At 44.9% G+C, this 5,774-nt stretch carries 3 protein-coding genes and 1 pseudogene; 1 reads left to right on the top strand and 3 read right to left on the bottom strand.

The window, feature by feature from the left end:
* Nucleotides 1-241, bottom strand: a 241-nt coding sequence (locus AK963_RS35880; RefSeq protein ID WP_238593837.1) for a hypothetical protein, incomplete at its 3' end; no start/stop codon positions are given.
* Between the two features lie 191 nt (nt 242-432).
* Here AK963_RS35880 and AK963_RS24620 point away from each other — a divergent pair.
* Nucleotides 433-3,495 carry a hypothetical protein gene (locus AK963_RS24620; protein ID WP_066018038.1) on the top strand — a complete coding sequence of 1,021 codons (3,063 nt, stop codon included), beginning with the start codon at nt 433-435 and terminating at the stop codon, nt 3,493-3,495.
* A gap of 233 nt (nt 3,496-3,728) precedes the next feature.
* Here the strand turns inward: AK963_RS24620 and AK963_RS24615 are convergent, their stop codons facing one another.
* Both AK963_RS24615 and AK963_RS35875 read right to left on the bottom strand, forming a co-directional pair.
* Nucleotides 3,729-4,151: a DMT family transporter gene (locus tag AK963_RS24615; protein WP_238593838.1), complete on the bottom strand. Its 423-nt coding sequence runs from the start codon at nt 4,149-4,151 to the stop codon at nt 3,729-3,731.
* A gap of 1,433 nt (nt 4,152-5,584) precedes the next feature.
* A pseudogene (locus tag AK963_RS35875) lies at nt 5,585-5,774 on the bottom strand (IS630 family transposase); the annotation flags it as partial.

The raw sequence follows: 5,774 nt of genomic DNA, 5'->3' as shown, positions 1-5,774 counted from the left end.
GTCCTCTCGATTGGTCATGGCGCTGCTCCCTGCTTGATACCAACAGGAAAACAATCGGCCAGAAAAGGGTTAATCGGGAGGTCAAATTAAACTGGTGTTTTGAAGACTTATTACATCGGTGATGACAGTTCTTCACAAACTGTGAAGAATCTTCCACATCAATCATGATAATAGACGCCTCATGACTGCCTCCGAGGAAAGCCCTTTGTGATGTGTTATTACTTTCCTGAGATGACAACATTTACAACATCATAAAAAGTGCTTTACTGAATCGGGCGCTGAAACACTCATACAGGATGTTTACGCTTCCTACCTTGGGCCAATCAATCAGTAACAGTGCAACTTAATAAATCAATAAAATAAGCCTACTCGAAGCACAAGTAAGCCTCACAATAGGTGCAGTTGCGGTTTCTTTATGAGGGACTTTCACATATGCCAGTCAATTCTGTATGCGTTTCTGATAATAATGCCAGCGCTGAGACCTATTTTAATCCCGCACTGACATCAGGGGCTGCAGTTACCGGCCAAGCAGTATGGCAGTCACATCAGATATGCCAGGTAGCCTATCCAAACCAGCTCGTTAATCAGGTACCCGGTTTCTGGCAACAGCAGACTCCAACAAGCCACATGGTATTATCTGCCCCTTATATGACAACTGTTAACCCCGGGACTCTTTTCCTTAAACCGGTCCCAATCTATGACCTTTCCAACACGTTCCATCCCCAGCCACAGCAGATAAACTATTCGAATTACCGGCCCTATCATGAGACTGTTAGCGGAGCATCAGCTTATGTGGACGATTGGGGTTTAGTCCACTTTGTTCAGGACCCAAAACCTCAAGAGCCATTACCGCAACCTTCAGAAGAACCATCTTCAACCAGTCAAGATTTAACAACACTATTGCCAGAAGACAGTCTGGCGATTGAATATGCAGAATACGCTTATGAACAGGTCATGTGGGAACCGGACCCTGAAAATCAAGGTGCTGTCGCTCCCAACTCAATGCCACCTATATCGCCGGAAATATTCTCGCTACAAGTCAGGCCCTCAACGGCTGCAGAAGATCGCAAGCTCGACCAAGATATCAAGCCGCTGTTTCTGAACTGTAGGCCTGCAGTAGATCAAGCAATGAGCAGCTTGACTAAATGCATGGAAGACTGTCCTTTTTTCAATGAGATTATTGAAGGTTGCAATGTCTTAGTAAAGAGATTGAAAGAAAATAGAAAAAAGGTTGGGTTGATGCATCCGGAAGAAAGGACACTTGCTTCTACAATTACGCCTGAAATATACATGAGAAAAATTCTCCTGCCAGAGCTGAACTCCAGAAAATCATTTCACGAAATTCCTGCCGGCTCATTACCTCCCTTTTTTATGCCCACTCAAAATATGAGGGCAAAAGTAGGACAGCAACGAGCCAGCATAGACTATTTCCGGAAGAGTTATGGTATGAGTACAGAAGAGATGTTTGATGGTGAAACCAGGATCAATGAGCACTTCCTGCATGCCTTTACGCTCTTGTCCCAGGCCTTCAACAGAAAAATACGGTGTTTTCTTGAGCCCGGGCAAACCTCACCATGCCGAACAGTCACAGACACAGACCTTAGTCTTCATATCAAAGTAACGAGCCTGCTGCTCTTCAAAAGCTTATATGCTTTTCAAGCTGGCTATTTTAAAAAGCCAGAAAAAACCACCTCCAGTTTTCTAACCATTATTGATCATTTTATGCACACGGCACATGTTATTCATACCCGTTTGCTCAACACGCCCCCTTTAGCCGAGAACCAGCAAACGTTCCTTGAAAAACTCTATCTGGAATGCACACGCACCCTCATTGCCTTGTTTAGCAATAATAGTATGGAAATTGCCCAGCGGGTAACCAAATACTCACGATCACTTGCCCCAGGAGAAGAACTCAACATTGATGAAAACTTCAGACAACACCTAAAAACTCAGCTTTTGATTCAGGACCACATCTTGAAAGTCCTCAATCTCACTCAAAACAACCCGGAACATCACCCTATTTATATGGAGCTCATTCAGCTGTCTTCACGATCAGGCCTGTTCAGCCCAGCATTTCAAGATATCATCAACGGCCTTAGTCAGCAGGAAGACTTGGAGCAGGTGAATACAGACCTCCCCAATCAAACCATCGAGTTTATCCGACACGTTGCAGAAGTCATTTCCGGAATAAAAAGGCTGATCACCACAAATATGACACCCTTAAAGCAGCAGCAGTTTCTCAACTGTGTCAAAGATGTATGGTTTCCATTGTTCTTATGCAACATGCCAAAAGTATTTGGTTGGCAGTTTTCAGTAAAGTCACAAACAGCCTCATTGAGAAAAATATCCATTGAATATCAGGCATTGTTAGAAAGAAGAAAGCAGCCTGACTATGAACACTCCCCTTTGGACTTATTTGTAGAAGGTATTAGCACACTGTCAGATCTCATAAATAAGTTGCATCTAACCCCAACGAAACTCGAGTTAGAGCTGAATAAAGAAATTGAAGCGCTTGCTGAAAAAATTGGTACGCAAAAGCAAAGGCAAGCGAAAAACAAACAACCATCGTCTCAAAATCCTCCACCTTCCAGCCCCCCAGATGAATCAACTTCAAACAACAGCAATAATGATGAGACCCAGGCCATTCCAACCGGTGAAGCCACTTCCCTGCCCCTGGCAACTCAGCCGGAGCCAACAGAGACAACCTGTATTCAGGAGCTCCTGGTAGAGATCAAGCCCGGAATGACTAAGAAGGCAGTAAAGAAATTGCTCGATCCCAGGCTGAAGAAATTGCCTCCTCATTCAACGGAAAGATTTACCCTTTGCGCAGAAACGGCTCACCGTATTTTGTTCGTAAACAGGCATGCATTAGCAGAGGTAAGGATTGCGATCCCGAAAGTCGATAGTATTTACAGAAAGGTACAGGCCGCCACAGACAAAGTCCCCAACTCAACTCCGGATCTACATACAGCACACGTATGGCTTAACCAGCACTTTCCCGATAATGACCTTGAATCAGGCCGCCTTGTACCACTGTTAAAAAAAGTGGACAAAGAACGCGTCGATCAGGTTAAAAATAGCATCAATGCGGCTTATGATTTATTACGTCACTGCCTAGAGGAGGCTCTGCCCCCCTCCTCCAGTTCATTAAGTATGGAGGAGGATGCTGCAATGATGAACCACACAGAGTTTTTGCTGGACATGAGCCTGGATACACTGGACAAAACGACAGAGGCAAAAACATCCGTCGCAGCTGAGATACGGGTTAATGAACTTCTCAAACTCCGGAAAGATATGATGCTTAAATTAGGGTTTGGAAGGCCGGGCTCTCATCATGAGAGTCCCCTGAAATCTCTAGCCCAGGAGTTTGAGAGGCAGACAGATTATTTTAACAAGCACAACAAGGCACCGGGACAATTCTGCAACGTTAACAGTTCGGAACTAAAAAACAGTTTGGTCAGGTCAGTAAAGCTCTGGGGTATGACCCAGTCGTGAAACCGGTTAAAATGTGTCATGGAAGAACGCTCATACAAACACTGGAATCAGGAAAAGTTATCTGCAAGGAAAAGCAGATAGTCAGGAATCTGACCTGACGGTACAAACGACGAATCAGGTCTCGGGTTCTTCATAGCCAGACTAGCTGACAGCCTATGTTGTGAGTCCAGCCCTGCTTTACCGAACCGAGCACTCTACAGTGCTTTACCCCCCTCAGAAATCACGGGTTAACGTCAGAACTTTCTAATAAAAAAAAACCCAGATAACATCAGCAGGAAACCCAGTAACCTCTGCCAACTGATAAGGTGCTGTGTATATCCCGCCACACCAAAGTGGTCCAGAATCAGTGACATGCCTATCTGTCCGGTGATGACCAATGCCAATAGCGTAGTAGCGCCCAGTTTTGGCGCAAAAAAAGCCATACAGCTGACGAAAAATGCCCCCATTAATCCACCAGTCCAGGCCATGGCGGGGGCCGCTCTCAGCTGGCTTATCATAGGCCAAGGGGTACGAAGTATGATAAATAGAGCCAGAAGCGCAAACGTACCCACGAAGAAAGACATACCTGCCGCCCAGATGGTATGACCACTGCTATTAGCCAGCAGCGCATTCACACCAGCCTGAAGTGGCAGCAAGCTGCCAGCAATAAGTACCATCACAAGACTGAGCCATTCCATACTGCTTTGCGACCCCCAACGGGTCTAACCGTTAACATGAAATAATGTTGACTCAGTATGAACCAGTTTCACCAAATGTCTTTGCTTTGTTATTTGTTCCAGATTTCATTTCTTGAGATATCCGGCTGCATTGTCTGGCTGGTTCTTTCATGGTTCAGGAAATATAAAAGTAAAGAGAGGGTCAATGCCGGGAAAGGCTGCTCTTTCATCTTGAATCCGATGTCTTTCAGAGCAACCTTCCAGAAAAGGGATAGCGTTTGAGCCCGATCCAGGTGGTTTTTCAACCGAAATGACTACTGGCTAATCACTTAAGTTTTATGCAATTCAGTTTCTCCATTACTAACTCAAGAACCACGTCGGGACAATGTTCAGGTTCGGTCCCCCTGATACTCTCAAAACAGACTGGATCACACCTGGTACAAAACCTATCCAGGATATTCCGGTCAGTCAAAGAGTCATCGACAGGACTGCGACGGATGTAGTTATAAATTTCCCTGCCAAGTGCATCTGGATCCAAATCCCGTTTATCTTTTGCGGAATCGCTTTCCTGCCTGTGGAAACGGGAAAGTACATGCGTTTGAACATCTGTTTTCATCTCTATATTTCTAGTTAGTACTATCTGAGAACAGCCTGATAAAGTCAGCCCCACCATGGTATGGTTATTACCTGGATGGGTTATTCAGTTTGAATATTTATACTACTTAGACTGGCCAACAAAAAAGCACCGACATTGTGAATTCATAATGTCGTTACAGTTAATCCATTACTCAACTTACGAAGTCCAGAATCTTGGACTCTTATTTAACTAAAAAATTCCAAAAGCACTGTCTTTTTATCTGGAAGGAATTGAAGAAGAGAACAATAAGCCTCAGCTACCGCACGGCTCACTCATTCAGTGTGCATCATTAAGCCTTCCAGACCTTCTTGTTGATAGCTTGAAGACCAGCCACCAATGGTTAGCGGGATCAGGGGGCGTTCCCCATTAGATGGGTAACCAGAAGAAACCGCTCTTAAAAAAAACCGTTATGGTATAAGAGTCATATCCATATGTCCGAAAAGCCAAGCCTCCTGTACTTTCAGTAGAATGGACAATGGAGCTCCCAGAGAACGCCACTTCCTCCTCAATATATTAATCTGATCGCCCCAACATTCTCAGTGAAAACAATTTCTGCCCGCTGCCGATAGCAATTGCAATACTATTGGCCAGCTGAATTGATCATGTTCAACTACCCCAGATATCCACTTTGCAGTACCCCTGGAGTCGGTGGCCCCACCTCCGTCCAACCGGCTCAGGTAGAAGCGCCAATCTCCCAGGACGCAAAAGCTCAGTTCGCGACTCGTCAGGCTGAAGTTGTGAAGAATGTGGAACCAAAAGTCAGTCATCCAGAAGTAATACCAATTGAATTTTCTAACTACTGTATAACTGCCCAATCACGGGAGCACAGACTGAACAGTCGACCAGCTTCGCTGCAAAGGTTATTCCAAGCTTCACAGCAACAATCTACAATATTTTCATAACCTGAAAATGCTTTGTTTGATAAGTCATGCTCCCGCATCCACTCCCATAGCCTTTCTGAGCTGTTTAACTCCGGTGCGAATGGT

This window comes from Endozoicomonas atrinae (genome assembly GCF_001647025.1).
GTDB classification, from domain to species: Bacteria; Pseudomonadota; Gammaproteobacteria; order Pseudomonadales; family Endozoicomonadaceae; genus Endozoicomonas; species Endozoicomonas atrinae.
The sequence above is the reverse complement of the archived record's forward strand: the minus strand, read 5'-3'. Positions and strand labels throughout refer to the sequence as shown.

What these genes read in the sequence shown, in the direction of transcription:
- AK963_RS24620 (WP_066018038.1), top strand. Translation starts at nt 433, where the DNA reads ATGCCAGTCAATTCTGTATGCGTTTCTGATAATAATGCCAGCGCTGAG.
- AK963_RS24615 (WP_238593838.1), bottom strand. Translation starts at nt 4,151, where the DNA reads ATGGTACTTATTGCTGGCAGCTTGCTGCCACTTCAGGCTGGTGTGAAT.